The organism is Fontibacillus phaseoli (assembly GCF_003337355.1).
Lineage (GTDB): Bacteria > Bacillota > Bacilli > Paenibacillales > Paenibacillaceae > Fontibacillus > Fontibacillus phaseoli.
In genome coordinates this window covers 1,289,450-1,305,766 of sequence record NZ_QPJW01000001.1, presented here as the reverse complement: position 1 = coordinate 1,305,766, position 16,317 = coordinate 1,289,450, and the positions used below count along the sequence as shown (strand labels likewise).

At 44.6% G+C, this 16,317-nt stretch carries 14 protein-coding genes; 10 read left to right on the top strand and 4 right to left on the bottom strand.

Annotated elements, in window-relative coordinates:
- Window positions 1–27 precede the first annotated feature (27 nt).
- From DFP94_RS06425 to DFP94_RS06405, 5 genes are all read left to right on the top strand, one after another.
- The gene (locus tag DFP94_RS06425; RefSeq protein ID WP_114495547.1) at window positions 28–507 is read left to right on the top strand and encodes a GyrI-like domain-containing protein; all 480 of its coding nucleotides are present in this window, start codon (window positions 28–30) and stop codon (window positions 505–507) included.
- 21 nt (window positions 508–528) lie between these two features.
- Window positions 529–993, top strand: a complete 465-nt coding sequence (locus DFP94_RS06420) for a phage tail protein (protein ID WP_114495546.1) — start codon at window positions 529–531, stop codon at window positions 991–993.
- Between the two features lie 456 nt (window positions 994–1,449).
- Entirely contained in the window at window positions 1,450–2,088 is a 639-nt protein-coding gene (locus DFP94_RS06415) for a hypothetical protein (RefSeq protein ID WP_114495545.1), read from the top strand.
- A gap of 222 nt (window positions 2,089–2,310) precedes the next feature.
- Window positions 2,311–4,911, top strand: coding sequence for a phosphoenolpyruvate synthase (gene ppsA / locus DFP94_RS06410; protein WP_114495544.1), 2,601 nt, complete (start codon window positions 2,311–2,313; stop codon window positions 4,909–4,911).
- Between the two features lie 251 nt (window positions 4,912–5,162).
- Window positions 5,163–5,966, top strand: a complete 804-nt coding sequence (locus tag DFP94_RS06405) for an undecaprenyl-diphosphate phosphatase (protein WP_114495543.1) — start codon at window positions 5,163–5,165, stop codon at window positions 5,964–5,966.
- A gap of 177 nt (window positions 5,967–6,143) precedes the next feature.
- Here the strand turns inward: DFP94_RS06405 and DFP94_RS06400 are convergent, their stop codons facing one another.
- Entirely contained in the window at window positions 6,144–7,292 is a 1,149-nt protein-coding gene (locus DFP94_RS06400; protein ID WP_114495542.1) for an epoxide hydrolase family protein, read from the bottom strand.
- Window positions 7,293–7,401: 109 nt separating this feature from the next.
- On the opposite strand from DFP94_RS06400, the gene DFP94_RS06395 reads away from it, so the two are divergent.
- The gene (locus tag DFP94_RS06395) at window positions 7,402–8,256 is read left to right on the top strand and encodes an AraC family transcriptional regulator (protein WP_114495541.1); all 855 of its coding nucleotides are present in this window, start codon (window positions 7,402–7,404) and stop codon (window positions 8,254–8,256) included.
- A 58-nt stretch (window positions 8,257–8,314) separates the two neighbouring features.
- Here DFP94_RS06395 and DFP94_RS06390 read toward each other — a convergent pair whose 3' ends face one another.
- Window positions 8,315–9,061, bottom strand: coding sequence for an EcsC family protein (locus DFP94_RS06390; protein WP_114495540.1), 747 nt, complete (start codon window positions 9,059–9,061; stop codon window positions 8,315–8,317).
- 215 nt (window positions 9,062–9,276) lie between these two features.
- Between DFP94_RS06390 and DFP94_RS06385 the strand changes: the two genes are divergently transcribed.
- Window positions 9,277–10,065 carry a nucleotidyltransferase domain-containing protein gene (locus tag DFP94_RS06385; protein ID WP_114495539.1) on the top strand — a complete coding sequence of 263 codons (789 nt, stop codon included), beginning with the start codon at window positions 9,277–9,279 and terminating at the stop codon, window positions 10,063–10,065.
- A 110-nt stretch (window positions 10,066–10,175) separates the two neighbouring features.
- On the opposite strand, the gene DFP94_RS06380 is transcribed toward DFP94_RS06385, so the two are convergent.
- Complete coding sequence (locus tag DFP94_RS06380; protein WP_114495538.1) at window positions 10,176–10,892, bottom strand: peptidylprolyl isomerase; 717 nt, start codon at window positions 10,890–10,892, stop codon at window positions 10,176–10,178.
- A gap of 99 nt (window positions 10,893–10,991) precedes the next feature.
- Here DFP94_RS06380 and DFP94_RS06375 point away from each other — a divergent pair, with 99 nt between their 5' ends.
- The gene (locus tag DFP94_RS06375) at window positions 10,992–12,122 is read left to right on the top strand and encodes a X2-like carbohydrate binding domain-containing protein (RefSeq protein ID WP_245954519.1); all 1,131 of its coding nucleotides are present in this window, start codon (window positions 10,992–10,994) and stop codon (window positions 12,120–12,122) included.
- 104 nt (window positions 12,123–12,226) lie between these two features.
- Here the strand turns inward: DFP94_RS06375 and DFP94_RS06370 are convergent, their stop codons facing one another.
- Entirely contained in the window at window positions 12,227–12,667 is a 441-nt protein-coding gene (locus DFP94_RS06370) for an SRPBCC family protein (RefSeq protein WP_114495537.1), read from the bottom strand.
- A 504-nt stretch (window positions 12,668–13,171) separates the two neighbouring features.
- Between DFP94_RS06370 and DFP94_RS06360 the strand changes: the two genes are divergently transcribed.
- Window positions 13,172–13,651 carry a DinB family protein gene (locus DFP94_RS06360; protein WP_114495535.1) on the top strand — a complete coding sequence of 160 codons (480 nt, stop codon included), beginning with the start codon at window positions 13,172–13,174 and terminating at the stop codon, window positions 13,649–13,651.
- A gap of 205 nt (window positions 13,652–13,856) precedes the next feature.
- Window positions 13,857–16,142 (top strand): glycoside hydrolase family 3 N-terminal domain-containing protein, encoded by a 2,286-nt coding sequence (locus DFP94_RS06355; RefSeq protein WP_114495534.1) that lies wholly within the window; start codon window positions 13,857–13,859, stop codon window positions 16,140–16,142.
- Window positions 16,143–16,317: the final 175 nt, after the last annotated feature.

Sequence of the window (16,317 nt, the reverse complement as noted above, 5' to 3'; positions counted from 1 at the left end):
ATAAATTTAAAGAGGACGGTGTAAAATATGCAAGATTATTCTTTTCAGGAAAAAGACAGCTTTATCGTTTTAGGGATTGGAACTGAGCTTAAGAGCGATTACACGGACTATGCTGGCATTAACAAAGAGAAGGAAGACTTTTGGTCGGCCGTCAAACAGGATGGAAGGCTTGACACTTTAAAGTCCGTCGCCGCAAATGACTATATTTTTGCCGTGAATGAAGCGGTGAATAACAAGATGATGCATTATGCTGGCGTCATGACAGAGGCATCCGTACCTGATGCAACCAGAGTGATCCAATTTCCTAAGGGAGAATACCTGGTTGTTAAGGGAGAGGGGAAGACGGCTGAGGAGTTGAGTAGTAAGCTTACCGGCATTGCTTTTGGTCAAGTCTTGCCGGAAACAAAGAATTTCGCCTATGTTGGCGGACCAAATGCAACGGTTGAGATGGGTCAGCAAAACGGCTTAGTATTTGGAGAAATGTGGATTCCTGTAGTTAAAAAATAAAGAGTTAAGAGGGGGATGCAAATGTCCTATATCGTTGATTTCAAAAATGTGTCTACGGTTGGTTTAGAGTCTTCACCCGTAGCGGCAGCACTTGCTGGCCTACGAGCTAATGAAGCCCGTTACTTTATGAACAAATATAAGCATGAATATGCGGTTGTTCCCGCTAGCGAGAGCCAAGAGACCCTTGAATACGTGAACCGAATTTTGATAGAAGAACGCAATATTGAGTTTTCGGCCAAACCTCTAGAAACGTCGCGTTTTCAAGTGGAAAATATTCAATTTGCCTACGTCTTTTATGAAGATGGTCTAGGGCTCAATGTCATGTATACGGTGGACGACCCTAAGAAGCGGGCCGTTGGTTTTAAGTTATCTGAGGGAATGGAGGTACCAAAGGAGTTAGAGGGGAAGTTTAAGTTTGCTAGGCAGAAATCTAAACTGGCTGGAACTATTCGAGGCTCGTTTTTTGTAATTAAAGGAGAATATTAAAGTAAGCAAAAGCGCATGTGGGGGATCTCAGCCATCTTTAGAATGGGTTGATGTTTTGTCCGAATAGCTTGTGTAATGAATTTTCTCCGAAGGAATAACAATCGAAGACAATTTCAATTCTAAAGGCAACTAATCATTGGATTAGCTGCCTTTGTTTTTGTCCAAGCCACCATGCGTCTTGGCGGTAGGCGTTCACGGCATACTCGCGCGGATCAAATGGTTACTTCGATTACCGATTGTTTTCGATGTTTTTTCCAGCCATCCCGGCGGTTTGAATTGGCTATAGTGCTTAGCAGTGTACACAAACTTTGTGTTCCTAATCCCTCACGGGGGTAATAACTTATAAATAATCATATTTTTATAACGAATCATATAATGATGTTGCTGCAACAGTACTCATTGAACGTTAACGTAATGAAGTGCGTATGGAATAACGATAGAAGGGCGTGATCAAACATGTATCAAAAGTATTCTGCTTTTATGAAAATCTCGATTTTAGTCATGGTTTTATCACTTACTGCTTGCTCTGGAGTAACTGAACCTCCCGCGAGCCAGGAAACTTCAACACCGACTAACGAAGCGGTCACGGCTCCAGCGACTGATGACGAGAAAGCACCCGAAGCGACACGTCCCCAGACCGAAAATTTTGATTTGATGACTGGTGAGGGCAACCAATCTCACACGGCCACCTTACATCAAGGTGAAGGCTTTTCTTTATACGTATTTGAAAAGTTTGCTTTCGATGCTGCCGAAGGACGTCTGTACCTTAGCAGCAATCCGGAATACAATGTCGATATCGAAACGCTACCTGCTAATTATGATCTAACGCAGCTTGAATCTGCAGGAAAAGAGGAATTGGAAGAGTTTGGCGAAGTATCCGATTTTAGCGGGGAGCTTATCGAGCATCCCCTGGGATACGCCGAGATCTATCTGCAAGTCTCAAGTAGTGAAGGGATTAACGACTATATCGTGTGGAAGTCAGAAGCAGGCGACGCATTCCTGTTCCGTCTTCACAATCCCAAAGGAGAGGAAGCTTCGGATTTTGCCGGTTCGGTCCTTGTTTCGTTATCTACGGTTCAAAGCGATTCGGAATGAGCGAGGTTTTAGAGCAAATTCAATTTCTTACGCCAATCAAAAAAGAACCTGGATAGTTTACCAGGTTCTTTTATATTGCATACAAACAGGCACGATGATATAATCAGATCACGACTGTGTAAGTTATGTAGACATAAATAACGCATCTTACACTTTAAATATACCACGCCACTAAACCCTTGTCAAATGTTTTTTCAATTTAATGGTTAGGAGAGATGTTGAATGAGTGCTTTGGTTCTCGGCTTTCAGGAAATGGAAAAAACGCAGCTTTCGCTCGTTGGCGGAAAAGGATTACATTTAGGGGAACTATCAAAAATTGAAGGAATACAAGTGCCCGACGGATTTTGCGTTACAACCGAGGGATATCAAAAGGCCATTGAACAAAACGAAACGTACCCTGCTTTGCTTCATCGACTAACCAGGCTAAAAGCAGAAGATCGGGATCAAATTGGTGGAATCAGCAAGAAGATTCGACAAATCCTAATGGAAGTAGCAATTCCTTCCGAGGTTGTAGAAGCAGTTACCCGCTATCTCTCCAGGTTCGGCGAGGAGCATGCTTATGCCGTGCGTTCCAGTGCGACAGCTGAAGATTTGCCCCATGCCTCTTTTGCCGGCCAACAAGACACCTATTTAAATATCATCGGCAAAGAAGCCATCCTGCAGCATATCAGCAAATGTTGGGCTTCCCTATTTACGGATCGTGCGGTCATCTACCGGATGCAAAATGAATTCGATCACAGTCCAGTTTATTTATCCGTTGTCGTTCAAAGAATGGTTTTCCCGCAGGCTTCCGGGATTTTATTTACCGCCGATCCGATGACCTCGAACCGAAAGCTGCTATCCATCGATGCCAGTTTCGGACTTGGCGAAGCATTGGTCTCCGGTTTGGTTTCCGCCGATGGTTATAAAGTACAGGAAGGGAAAGTCGTCGATAAGAGGATAGCAACTAAAACTTTGGCGATCTATGGACGAAAAGAAGGCGGGACAGAAACGCGACAGATCGATCCGGATCGGCAAAAGACTCAAACCCTTACTGATCAACAAATTTTACAACTGGCCCGCATCGGAAGACAAATTGAAGCTTATTTCGGCCGCCCCCAGGATATCGAATGGTGTTTGGCTGATGATACATTTTATATTGTCCAGAGTCGGCCCATCACGACTTTATACCCGATCCCCGAAGCGAATGACGATGAAAATCACGTGTATCTATCTGTCGGTCACCAACAAATGATGACGGATCCCTTGAAGCCATTAGGGCTGTCTTTATTTGAATTAACATCCTTTGGGCCGAGGTTCAAAGCTGGTGGAAGATTATTTGTCGACGTTACGCACATGCTTGCTTCACCTGATAGCAGAGAAATACTGGTAAACACCTTCGGCCCAGGTGATCCGCTCATAAAAGACGCACTAATGACCATCATTGAGCGGGATTTCATAAAATTGTTGCCTATTGATAAAAAAGAAGGGAGTCCCAAAGGGAGTCCATCTCCGGGATCAAAACCACAAATCCAAAATGATCCGGCAATCGTTTCGGATTTGATCCAGAAAAATCAAACCTCCATCGAGGAGTTAAAACATAACATCAAAATGAAATCCGGATCCGATTTATTGGATTTTATTCAGGAAGATATCCAGGTGCTGAAGAAGATTTTATTTGACCCGCAAAGTTCGGCTGTGTTTATGGCCGCTATGGATGCTTCCTCGTGGATTAATGAAAATATGTACAAGTGGTTAGGTGAAAAAAACGCGGCAGACACCCTTACTCAATCCGTACCGAATAATATTACGTCGGAAATGGGTCTGGCGCTTTTGGATGTGGCAGATGTGATTCGTGCTTACCCTGAAGTCATTGATTATTTACATCATGTAAAAGATGATGACTTTTTGGTTGAACTGCTGAAGTTTGACGGCGGACAGGAAATCCAGGCGTCTATCTATGCGTTTCTTCGCAAATACGGAATGCGGTGTGCGGGGGAAATCGATATTACGAGAACCCGGTGGAGCGAAAAGCCGATCACGCTTGTTCCCTTGATCCTCAGCAACATCAAAAACTTTAAGCCTCAAGAAAGTCGCCGGAAATTTGAGCAGGGGTTGCGCGAAGCTTTGAAAAAAGAACGAGAGTTGTTAGACCGGTTGAAGCCACTGCCTGATGGCGAACAAATTGCCAAAGAAACAAAAGAAAAAATCGACCTGATCCGGAATTTCATCGGGTATCGGGAATATCCCAAATACGGCATGGTGAATCGTTATTTCGTTTATAAGCAGGCTTTACTGAAAGAAGCCGAGCAACTCGTGCAAGCGGGCATCATTCATGACAAAGAAGATATATACTATCTCACTTTTGAAGAACTTCACGAAGTCGTTCGCACGCATAAACTAAACGACCAGATCATCAGCAATAGAAAAGACGAGTACAAACAATATGAAAAACTAACTCCACCACGTGTGATCACGTCGGACGGCGAAATTATTGCAGGTAAGTATAAAAGAGAAGATCTCCCAGCCGGAGCTATTGCGGGTCTAGCCGTTTCTTCCGGGGTTATAGAGGGGCGTGCGCGCGTCCTATTAAACATGGGAGATGCTGTTCTGGAAGAGGGGGATATATTAGTCACCCCCTTTACGGATCCTAGCTGGACGCCCTTGTTTGTATCGATAAAAGGCCTTGTCACCGAAGTCGGCGGACTGATGACCCATGGAGCAGTAATCGCACGTGAATATGGCTTGCCTGCCGTTGTCGGAGTGGAGAATGCTACCAAGCTAATAAAAGATGGGCAACGAATTCGCGTGCATGGAACAGATGGGTACATCGAAATATTGTAATGGCTGTAAACATCAAACGAGCCTCTAAAACCTGCAATCAGGCAGCCGGAGCGTTTGGCCAACCGACTGTCTGATTCAAATTTGCTAATGGCGGGTAGCAAACATTTCCGGCCTCTAAGGATTAAACGAGTAATGTGACATTTATGTCATACTGAATTGAATATTGTTATGTTAATCGATGGGAATCTATGGATGTCCCTCTTATACTGGAAATTGTGAACGAGTTTATTTCCGAAGGAGGATATCCACTGATGACTGATGTAGTTAAAGCAATAATACTTGGCATAATAGAGGGCCTAACTGAATTTTTGCCGGTATCGTCTACTGGACATCTTATTTTAGCCGGCAATTTGCTTAGCTTTGAGGGAGACGCTGCAATAACTTTTAAAATTGTTATACAGTTGGGTGCAGTGATGGCAGTTCTAATTCTTTATTGGAAAAGGTATTTGGAGATTGGGGCTAATCTAATTAGAATGGATTTTTCCAAAAATAAAGGATTAAATGCAATTCATATAATTTTGGCTATGTTACCAGCATTAATCCTATATCTTCTCTTTAAGGACACAATAAAAAGCCACTTATTTGGCCCAACCCCCGTCTTGATCGGTCTAGTTGTCGGTGGCTTGCTGATGATCATCGCAGCACGGAGTAAGAGAACTGAAACCGCTGATACGATGGATGGAATTAATTATAAACAAGCTTTCGGGATTGGGCTGTTCCAATGTTTGGCTTTGTGGCCGGGATTTTCGAGATCGGGTTCGACGATTTCAGGTGGCCTTTTGCTCGGCACTAGCCAAAAAGCCGCCGCAGATTTTACGTTCCTTATTTCTGTACCTGTTATGTTTGGTGCAAGCTTGTTGGATTTATACGATAGTCGCGATTTGCTGAATTCTGACGATTTCTTTCTAATGTTCATTGGCTTTACGACATCCTTTCTTGTGGCAATGATTGCAGTAGTGACGTTCATCAAACTGATTAAGCGACTTCGATTGGAATGGTTTGCTCTGTACCGTTTTGTCTTAGCAGTTCTTTTCTATTTAATCGTCATACATTAACTAGTAGTATTTGATTGTTAAAGAAATCTGTTCCACCGTGACTCAATGAGAAGAGCCTATATACTTCGTTCCGTAGCCCATATGCATGGGGATGATACAGCTTCGATCGGATAGCCACAGTATCATTTTGAGGAGAAAGGACAGGGGGAGCTATTGCACTGGTGGATCTTATGAATATCAATTTTTATTTTCCGCTCTAAAGGGCTTGTAGAAGGCACGCATATCCTGGGCAAGAAGCTCGGGCTCCTCCAAAGCGGCAAAATGTCCGCCACGGGGCAACGAAGTCCAGCGGGTTACATTTAGGTTGCGCATAGCCCATTCTTTAGGCGGCAACAAAACATCTGCAGCGAATAAAGCGATGCCTGTCGGTACCTCGATGTAGCCCATCGGCGGTAAAGAATGAGAATTCTCATAATACATATGTGCAGACGATCCAATGGTGTTCGTAACCCAATAGATCATAATATGCGTGATTAGTTCATCCTCGCTGAATCTTTGCGGAAGGTTACCGTTACAATCGCTCCAAGCACGAAATTTCTCAATCATCCAGCCAGCCAAACCTGCCGGAGAGTCGGATAGTCCATAAGCAAGGGTTTGGGGGCGCGTAGATTGAATGGACATATAGCCGCCCTCCTGAGCAATCCATTCCGAAGCGCTTTTCTGGTAACGCAGTTCTTCTTCCGAAAGCTTTGCCTTCATGAGATCTCTTATAATGCCGATATCGGTTAGATGGATTCCGAATAACAGATCGGGATGGTTTGCTGCCAGGTATCTTGTAACACCGGAGCCCATATCTCCGCCTGCGGCGGCAAATTTTTCGTAACCTAATTCTTTCGTCATTAGCGTAGCCCACATTTCGGAGACACGAAAATTGTTGATGCCGGGAAGGTTAGGGCGACCGGAGAACCCAAATCCAGGTAACGAGGGGACAATCACATCGAAGGAGTCCTCAGGGTTACCGCCATAGCTGGCCGGATCCGTAAGAAGAGGGATGATTTTTTGATAACGCAGGTAACTGTCGGGCCAACCGTGGGTAAGAATAAGGGGCAACGGGTTAGGCCCTTTACCGCGCTCATGCACGAAATGCACGTCTATCCCGTCGATATTGCAGCGAAACTGGGAGAATCGGTTCAACACGGACTCTTGGGCGCGCCAATCGTAATGATCTCTCCAATACGAAACTAGCGATTTTAAGTAACTTAGTTCCGTGCCGCGTTCCCAACTCGAATTTTCTAATTGATCCGGCCAACGGACGTGATGCAGTCTATATTGTAGATCGTCCAGGATCTCACTGGAGACGTGAATATGAAAACGTTCAATAGCCATAATAATTTCCCTCCTTTTCTTGTTACATCGGTAATTATACCCCTCACACTTGTGTGGTACACTGGAATAAATGAAGCATCTAACTATACTATTTGATAGGTGAAATACTATGCCGCAATTAGACCGATACAAAAACCGTATAGTGTATATTGAATTTGCCGCCGTGGAGGACTTTAGTCAACTTCCTTATCCTGAACGACTTAGTCTGATGTTCATTACGTCCGGGAGTATGAAAGGGATACTGAATGAACGTCCCATATCTATTACTGCTCCCTGTATACTTTGCTTGGCTGAAGATGATAAGATAAACGTCATTGAGAAACAAAACGTCGTCGCGCAATCCTTTAATTTCCATCGCGAATTTCTTAACAGCGTAACTCTTTCCGAAACGCAAGGTTACTCTCCGTCTACTCCGAGAATACAAACGGGTCTTTCCCTTTTTCAAAGAAATCATCCATATTCAGGAGTACCCCGTATAACCGAGAAAGCATATCCGCTTTTATTCGAATGGTTTTTTATACTTGGTACGGAAGTGCAGGCGCAAAGTGATGAACGATGGAGGTGTAGAATCAAAAAATACCTCATTCAAATTTTGGGTATGCTTGAGGATTTAAATCGAAGCAGCGAACAATCGCCTGTTGATTTGGTTCTAGAATATATGCACACAAATTATCCGAGAAAGATAGCCTTGGAAGATTTGACGAAGTGTGCTCATTTGAACCGAGTAAGTCTTAATAAGATGTTTCAAGAAAGATGCGGAACTACGGCAATGGGTTACTTGCTTTTGCATCGTTTGAAGGTAGCGGGTGATCTTTTAACGCATACGGATATGAACCTGAATGATATTGCTCGCGCCACCGGATTTGAGTATGACACCTACTTTATCAAGCAGTTCAAAGCTAAAAAAGGCATTTCACCTACAAAGTACAGGAACATCACTCGTAAGTTCGTCGCTGATCAATAAAGGCAGCTAATCCCCATGATTAGCTGCCTTTATTGTGGTTTTAGCGATAGAGAGGGGATTAACCCAAAACCGCGAAATCATCGTGCAATCTGCGCAGGCGGTAAGCGTTCATAGCGAATTCGCGCAGCTCCTCGAGAATGGTGTAATTCGCCCATGCGCCTGCAATAGCGCCGATTCCGGGCACCATCTGCAGCATTTTCCGAAAGTCGATGGCGTCGCGATACTCGATCTGAAAGGTTTCCCAGTCCATATTTTGGGAGTATTCGGCGTCGGAGAACCATTGTTCCTTTTCTATATGCCAATGCTTGATGGAATAGAGCAACCTGGCACGGTTTTCCGGTCCCGAAAACGTCATTTGGAAAACCTTGAGAATGAATACCCGTTCGGAAAAGTGTTTGGTGTCATAGCCATACACATGCGCTAGCTCAAACAAATATTTCATCTTGATCGCAATTAGCGCCGGAAAGTCTACCATGCTAAGCATAATGCCGCCAGCTCCAGTTCCGGCGCCTTCGGCAACCGCAATTTTTTGGTACAATGCAAACAACTCTTTCGCTTCTTGATCGGCAGCCTCCAGTTCCGGAGTGTCTTGCACCGGACGGCTAGGTGTATATTCCGCGCCGAACAATGCTGTGCGGACGATTGATCGTATGGTGGTCGTAATGATGCTGTGTACCTTCGGGGGAATCAGATGGTTTATTCGATTGCCGATTGTTTTCGATGCTTTTTCCAGCAATCCCGGCGGTTTGAACATTTTTTGTTCCCAGTCGGCAATTTCTCTCTGTATCTTATGTTCATAATTCATGCTCAATCGCTCCTCCAAAAGACTTAGCTATATTGTAACCAATATCTCCGTGGTTCGGACCAGACCGCGGCAGGTAGCGAACCTCGACTAAAGTCCAGCATTACACAGGAATGGAAGGAGTATTTGACTTAACATGGTTATTGACACTCACATTCCTGAAATGTTACCTTTTAGTAATACCCATTTTATGGGTCACAATTTAAGGAGTGTTTTGCATGAGGTTACCCGTACATGAAAGATTCATTGAAAGGGCAATAGGGTTTTTATGCCAAGATCACCGGCTTACAGGTCTGCTTGCAGGCGGTTCAATGGTGTACGGAGCAATGGATGAGTATAGTGATTTGGATCTAATAATTGTCTATCGTAATGAATTCCGAAGCGAGATTATGGAACAACGACTTCAAATTGCAGAAGAACTTGGTAACCTGCTGTCGGCATTCACGGGCGAGCATGTGGGTGAACCTCGTTTGGTTATTTGTTTATACGGACCTGTTCCTATTCATGTCGACCTAAAATTTATACAACCGCAAGAACTTGAATCCCGAATCGAAAATCCGAAAATTCTTTGGGAGAGAGGCTCTGACATTACAACGATACTTAACAAGACAACGACAATTTTCCCTTATCCTGATCCGCAATGGATGGAGGACCGCTTTTGGGTATGGGTTCATTACGGAGCAACGAAACTGGGGAGAGGAGAGTTGTTTGAAGTAATTGATCTTTTAACATTTATACGAAGCACGGTTTTGGGACCGTTGATTCTCATTCGTAACGGCCGGCAACCGCGAGGGGTTCGCAAATTAGAAAAGTACGGTGTCCAAGAACTAGAGGACCTTAAAAAAACGGTTTCCCTCCACAGTTTTGAAAGTTGCTACCAGGCTTTAAAAAATACGATAACTATGTATCAAAGTTTACGCCAAGTTTCGGAAATTGAAACCAAAGCGGAGGCAGAAAGCATCTCCATCGAGTTTCTTGATAATGTATATTCAGCCCAATCTCAATAACAACATGTTATAGAATCCTAATAAGCTGTGGAAGCAGCTGAACATAAACAGACCTCGCGATTTCTTTAATCGAATGCGAGGCCTGTTTTTATGAGTTGTTCATTTGGTTTTTATTGCTCAACTATTTGAATTTCTTTAATCTGCACGGTTTCTGTTGGTGTACTGAGTTCACCCATAGGACCGCCCGGTTCGACTGGGGTAGCAGCAATGTCTTCGACTACATCCATGCCATTTGTGACTTTACCAAAAATGGTGAAATTCGGAGTGTTATTTAGTCCGATACTGTCATCGCCTGTGCAGATAAAAAATTGGCTACCATTTGTATCCGGCCCTGCGTTAGCCATGGCAACAATACCGGGTTCATACTTATGTTCTGTTTGTTCATCTTCAAAGCTGTATCCCGGGCCGCCTGCTCCAGTTCCTTCCGGGTCTCCGGTCTGGATCATGAACGTTTCGATAATCCGGTGGAAGATGACGTCATTGTAAAAGCCTTGCCGGGATAGAAAAACGAAGTTATTGACGGTTTTAGGAGCGTCTTTAGCAAACAGCTCGATGGTAAAGTCTCCCTTTGATGTCGTGAATTTCGCAGTATAGGCTTTGTTCGTATCGATCTCCATAGCAGGAGGGCTGTCCCAGCTCATGGTTTCTTTCGCTGATTCAGGCGCGGATTCCGGTTCAACTGGCGAAGTCGGTTGTTCCGCGGTATTTCCTGCCGCTTGATTATTTGCCGACTCTTGCTTGGTCTCGTTGTCTTTGCCGCACCCGCCAAGGATCAAAACAGCGGAAATCAGCAGAATAAGAGATCGTGTAAGCTGCTTCTTTTTCATAATTGCTCGTCCAACTCCTTTTCTAACAAATCATTTTTATGATACCGATTTTCTAATAAAATTACCAGCTTGGAACGATTTAAAGACGGCGAGCATCTCATGAGTTCCGCTTTTAATTTTCCGGCTACCCTGACAACGCTTTATCAAAATAATTATGTCATCACGTTGGATGAGCTGCCTGATTTAAAGGTTGAGAATCCAACTCAAAGCGGGTCCATCACACCCACAAACGTTGCATTTGACAAATATGCGCCTAATCAAAGCGACCAAGCCATAAGTGTAAATTTTAACGGCAATATGTTAACAGCTCTCCGAGCAGCCGCCAATGCATTGACCGAAACTCAGGATTATACCTTGAGTGGAAGTACGCTGTTGTTGAAAAAAGAATACCTGGTTGGGCTGCCGGTTGGCGAGCATTCAATCGTATTTGATTTTAATCAAGGACAAGATCCCGTATTAAAAGTCAAAATTGTTGATTCAACACCGAGCGCTGCGATTTCGCCCGAAAATGCGACATTCGATAAAGCGGAGAATCTCGGGCAGGATATTTTAGTATCCCTTACTTTAAACGGACACCAGCTTACAAGTATAACGAATGGAAATGATACTCTTACATCAGGCCAGGATTATACGGCATCAAGCGCTGCTGTCGTTCTTAGCAAATCCTATCTTTCCACACTGTCTCTGGGTCAGAATGCTTTAACTTTTCATTTTAGCGGAGGAAATAATACTGTTCTTTCAGTAAATGTAGTGGACAGTAGTGTTCCTGTACCCGCGGGAGATTTGACGATCCAAGCCTTTAACGGCAACACGAGCGCTTCCACCAACGGAATTTCACCCAAATTCAAAGTAGTTAATAATGGTGATACAACGATTCAGTTAAGTGATGTAAAACTCCGGTATTACTATACGATTGACGGGGAAAACGCACAGAGTTTCTGGTGCGACTGGACCAGTATCGGGAGTGGGAATGTAACCAGCAATTTCGTTAAACTGGCGACTCCGGTTGCCGGAGCCGATTATGTTCTGGAAATAGGCTTTACGAGTTCGGCTGGAACGCTTAATCCCGGCCAGAGCGCAGAAATTCAAGCACGGTTCTCCAAAACCGACTGGTCCAATTACAACCAGGCAAACGATTACTCATTTAAGGCATCCAGCAGTCAATTCGTAAAAAATGAACAGGTTACCGGGTATTTGAACGGTCAGCTTGTATGGGGGATTGAGCCGTAAGAAGGTAAGAAAAGGAGGATTGGATCAGGAAGTAATATCCTGCTCCAATCCTTTTTGCTATGTTAGGCAAGGGCGCCTCACGGGTTATGGTTCTTTCGTTCGTCTCAATCGAGGAAAGATTCACTTTCAGCCATTTTCTTTATAGTATCTAGTGTTTCTTCCCAGTTCTTATCTGAATGTTCATACATAGTCCCAGTAGAAAAATTACTGTGTTTTAATTTCAATATCGTAATGTTATCTTGGTTAAACAACGTAAATGTGATGATTGAATAGTTTTCAGGGGTATCGTAGGTCCCGGAGAAACCGCTCCAGTAGTTATAGGAGAAAACTTTAGGAGCATCCAACTCCAAGAGGTATCCTTTATCTTCGAACGCTTTACCCTCCCAAGTGAATGAAAAGGAAATCGGCTGACCTACTATCCAATTGGTCTTGATTGTGACCCCCAGCCATTGTTTAATAAAATCAGGGTTTATAAGTACATTCCAAACAGTCTCTGTTGTTGCAACAACTTCTCTTTGCTTTTCAATGGATAACATGCTGCTCATAATCTCACACCTTTCTAGATATTTCAAATTATTCGGGATATATAGAATATTAAACTACATCGGGAGCCTGTTAAGCTAACGGACAGTTTAGTTTAACTGTTGTTTCATCATTCGTGTGATGAAAGACCGGCTTTACTCGTGTTTGCAACTTATGGTTGAAACAAGAGGGATGGTATTGAAAGGGGATTCGTATTGAAAATCTTTAAAGAAGCTGCAATTATTACTGTAGTTATCGTGGCTTTTAATTTAATTCTTAAACTTATATTTGATCAGAATTACATAATAAATGTTTTTAAAAATGGATTCCTACCAGGAGTCGGAGTAATTCTATTTTTACTAATATTTGCTTTTATTTTGATACTAATTATATTAAGTATTATTAGAATTATTTCTTTACTGAAGAAGAAAAGATAACGTGTATCTTAAAAGCGCAAACGTAGCGTGGAATCAAGAAGAGAAGGCACGTGAATATTTCGAAAATATAAAATAGGAGAGTGCTCTATAATGAAGACTCTGTTCCAATACAACTGGCAGGTTCGTAATGACTGGTTCGCTTGGTGTGAAGATGTACCTGAAGATGAATTGCTTAAAGCTCGAATTGGCGGTGTTGGAGGAATCTTAGAAACGCTGTTTCACATCGTTTATATGGAATATAGTTGGATACACAGCGTAATGCAGGGAAAAGCAGAATTTGAACAAGAGCCCTTCGAGGCGTACAGAAGTGTGAGGCAGGTGCGAGATTTATCGATACAGTTTCACGCAGAAGTGGAGCCGTTTGTTAAGTTATGGTCCTCGGAAATGGAACTTAAAGAGCTGACACTTCTACGTAATAATGGTGAATGGATAACATATAAGCATGGAGAAATCATGCGTCACGTCATCGCTCACGAAATACATCACATTGGTCAGTTGTCTGTATGGGCGAGAGAAATTGGGCGAGAACCGATCACGGCTAATCTACTTCGTAGGGGATTGTTCGACTAAAGGGAAATTTCATGTCACTAACGGATTACGAAAGTTTTATGCTAGGGGCTGCCGAAAGGCAGTCCTTCATTACGCTATTCCAGCTAATAGCTTGGCGCTATTCTAGCAAGCGCCTTTTCCTGTCCATTATCTTCCTGGTCGCAACAAATGGTACATCAGAAGCGTCTATTCATCATACAAAGAACAACAACTAAGAGGTGTACAGATGAATGTAAAAATGATGACGATACTCGGTGCCGTGCTGAGTTCCATGCTTATTTCGGCAGGGAGTGCGGCTGCGGAACAACGGTTTGCCGATCTGCAACATTCGAAGTGGGCAGAAGACAGCATTAACTATATGGCTAAAAGGGAAACCGTTGCCGGATATGGCAATGGGAAGTTTATGCCCGAGAGGTCTGTAACAAGAGCGCAAGCCGTAACTTTCATGGTTCGGGAGCTTTATCCTCAACAGTTGCAAGTTGCAACGGAGGGTACCAATTATTCGGATGTTCCGACAACACATCCTTTTTATCGCGAAATCGCCATTGCGGAAAAAAACGGGCTGTCTAGCGGATTTCCTGACGGCACCTTCCATCCGGATATAGCGATGAGCCGCGCAGAGACTGCCGCATTCCTTACACGTGCTTATTCTCTTGCGAAAGGAGAGCAATCCGTAAGTTTAACTGCGGATACAGAGAAGCATTGGGCGGCAGCACCTATTCTCGTCATGAGCTCCAACGGATTGATCGGTGGATATACGGATGGCACCTATCGGCCGGATCGACCTGTCACGCGGGCGGAGTTTTCCGTATTTATGACGCGGGTGATTCGATTCGAACGCGAAGCAGCCATTCAGGCGCACGATTGGGATAAGCTGATATCCTATATGACCGTCAGCGAGCAAGTCGGCCAAATGCTCATGCCTGACATTAGGCAATGGAAGGGTCGCGTGACAACAACCGTCAATGAAGGATTGAAACGCAGCATCCACGATCAGGACTTGGGCGGACTTATTCTTTTTGACAAAAATATAGTAGACGCGCGACAGGCTACAATACTCACGCATGATCTGCAAAAGGAAGCAGGTGACATTCCGCTGTTTCTCAGCATCGACCAAGAAGGAGGCGTTGTTAAGCGAATTCCCGGCGGGACGAATCTGCCGGGTCAAATGGCGCTTGGCGCAACCGGTGACGCGGCGCTGGCTGAAGCGGCAGGAAGGCTGACAGGGGAAGAGCTGAAGGCGCTCGGGTTGCAGGTCAATTTCGCCCCGGTGCTCGACATTAACAGCAATCCAGACAATCCGATCATCGGGATGCGTTCGTTTGGCTCGGATGCGGACTTGGTATCACGACTTGGGCTCGCAACAATAAAAGGGCTGCGTCAATCCGGGGTCATTGCGGCAGTCAAGCATTTTCCTGGGCATGGTGACACGACGGTAGACTCCCATCTGGGAATGCCGGTCCTGACACATAACCGCGAACGGCTCGACGCGGTGGAACTGAAACCGTTTCGTGCCTCGATCGAGAACGGGGTGGAGATGATCATGACCGCGCATATTGCGTTCCCCGCAGTAGACAATGAACACGTTATTTCGCTCAAGGACGGAAGCAGCGTGCCGATCCCTGCCACGTTATCTAAAAAGGTGCTGACCGGACTGCTTCGGGAGGAGCTGGGTTATAGAGGGGTCATCATTTCTGATGCCTTCACCATGAATGCGATTGCGGAACATTTTGGGGAAAATAAAGCGGTGGAACGCGCAGTCTCCGCAGGCGTCGATATCATCCTTATGCCGCAAGATCCGGCAACTGCACATCAAACGCTGGTTAGCGCGGTGAAGAGAGGGACGATCCCGATCGAAACCATCCATAAGTCGGTAAAACGAATATTGGAGCTTAAATCAAAATATGGGTTGTTTGACCGTAGCGAAAGCCTTGCGCATAAGTTGGCCGCGCTTAACGATGTCATCGGATCCGAGGAGCATCGCACGGTGGAACGGGAAATTGCAGACCGAGCGGTCACATTATTGGCCGGCCGCGACGGTGAGCATCCGGATCAAATTCACCAAGGAGACCGGGTTGTTATTGCCGCAGCCGAGAAGGAACAGGCGGAGCAGCTTGAGAGGCAGCTGATGCAAGCCGCAAGTAACCTATCGCTAAAGACGGAAATTTCCGTTATCGGTCCAGGAAAAACGACGGAGGCGCTTCAGGCGATGGATAAGGCGGATTATGTCATCCTGGCCTCTTACCAGTTCCGTAACGTGGCCAGTCAGTTCGGATGGACCGATTATCAGACCTTGATCGAAGAGATGAACAAGCGTAATAAGCGATATGCTCTTTTATCGCTTGGCAATCCGTATGAGACGATCTATTTGCAGAACGTGACCTCAGGACTTGCGGTTTACGGAAAGCAGGAGCCCAATACAGCCGCCGGGATTAAAGTGCTGCTCGGCCGATTGGAAGCTAGCGGCGTGTTGCCGGTGACAACGGATCAACGCATGGTTAGCGATAATTAACTCTCCCAGGCGTAAGATGACAAAAATATATACCTAAATTATAAGCCGTGCGTAGCGCGGTTTTATTTTTTTGTAACTGCTTCAATTTATGGATTTAATCGGCTGCAAAATTTGAAATGAAAGAAGCGGAAAGTCGTACCTGATCGCTCGATATTTCTCGAATAGCGGCAGCCTT

What these genes read in the sequence shown, in the direction of transcription:
- DFP94_RS06425 (WP_114495547.1), top strand. Translation starts at nt 28, where the DNA reads ATGCAAGATTATTCTTTTCAGGAAAAAGACAGCTTTATCGTTTTAGGG.
- DFP94_RS06420 (WP_114495546.1), top strand. Translation starts at nt 529, where the DNA reads ATGTCCTATATCGTTGATTTCAAAAATGTGTCTACGGTTGGTTTAGAG.
- DFP94_RS06415 (WP_114495545.1), top strand. Translation starts at nt 1,450, where the DNA reads ATGTATCAAAAGTATTCTGCTTTTATGAAAATCTCGATTTTAGTCATG.
- ppsA (WP_114495544.1), top strand. Translation starts at nt 2,311, where the DNA reads ATGAGTGCTTTGGTTCTCGGCTTTCAGGAAATGGAAAAAACGCAGCTT.
- DFP94_RS06405 (WP_114495543.1), top strand. Translation starts at nt 5,163, where the DNA reads ATGACTGATGTAGTTAAAGCAATAATACTTGGCATAATAGAGGGCCTA.
- DFP94_RS06400 (WP_114495542.1), bottom strand. Translation starts at nt 7,292, where the DNA reads ATGGCTATTGAACGTTTTCATATTCACGTCTCCAGTGAGATCCTGGAC.
- DFP94_RS06395 (WP_114495541.1), top strand. Translation starts at nt 7,402, where the DNA reads ATGCCGCAATTAGACCGATACAAAAACCGTATAGTGTATATTGAATTT.
- DFP94_RS06390 (WP_114495540.1), bottom strand. Translation starts at nt 9,061, where the DNA reads ATGAATTATGAACATAAGATACAGAGAGAAATTGCCGACTGGGAACAA.
- DFP94_RS06385 (WP_114495539.1), top strand. Translation starts at nt 9,277, where the DNA reads ATGAGGTTACCCGTACATGAAAGATTCATTGAAAGGGCAATAGGGTTT.
- DFP94_RS06380 (WP_114495538.1), bottom strand. Translation starts at nt 10,892, where the DNA reads ATGAAAAAGAAGCAGCTTACACGATCTCTTATTCTGCTGATTTCCGCT.
- DFP94_RS06375 (WP_245954519.1), top strand. Translation starts at nt 10,992, where the DNA reads ATGAGTTCCGCTTTTAATTTTCCGGCTACCCTGACAACGCTTTATCAA.
- DFP94_RS06370 (WP_114495537.1), bottom strand. Translation starts at nt 12,667, where the DNA reads ATGAGCAGCATGTTATCCATTGAAAAGCAAAGAGAAGTTGTTGCAACA.
- DFP94_RS06360 (WP_114495535.1), top strand. Translation starts at nt 13,172, where the DNA reads ATGAAGACTCTGTTCCAATACAACTGGCAGGTTCGTAATGACTGGTTC.
- DFP94_RS06355 (WP_114495534.1), top strand. Translation starts at nt 13,857, where the DNA reads ATGAATGTAAAAATGATGACGATACTCGGTGCCGTGCTGAGTTCCATG.